This window comes from Micromonospora sp. ATLC16, assembly GCF_057196645.1.
This window is the reverse complement of sequence record NZ_JBXUOW010000209.1, coordinates 1-223: the sequence shown is the minus strand read 5'-3', so window position 1 is coordinate 223 and position 223 is coordinate 1. Positions and strand designations below refer to the sequence as shown.

Sequence of the window (223 nt, the reverse complement as noted above, 5' to 3'; positions counted from 1 at the left end):
GGGGTGGTGTGCAGGTGTGTGGGTGGGTAGGGGAGCGTCGTGCCGGGGGTGAAGCAGCCGAGTGATCGAGTTGTGGACGCGGCACGAGTGAGAATGCAGGCATGAGTAGCGGAAGAAGGGTGAGAAACCCTTCCGCCGGATGACCAAGGGTTCCAGGGCCAGGTTAATCCGCCCTGGGTGAGTCGGGACCTAAGGCGAGGCCGAGAGGCGTAGTCGATGGACA

At 63.2% G+C, this 223-nt stretch carries 1 rRNA gene; it reads left to right on the top strand.

Annotated elements, in window-relative coordinates:
* A 23S ribosomal RNA gene (locus tag AC2CHE_RS27080) occupies positions 1-223 on the top strand; the annotation flags it as partial.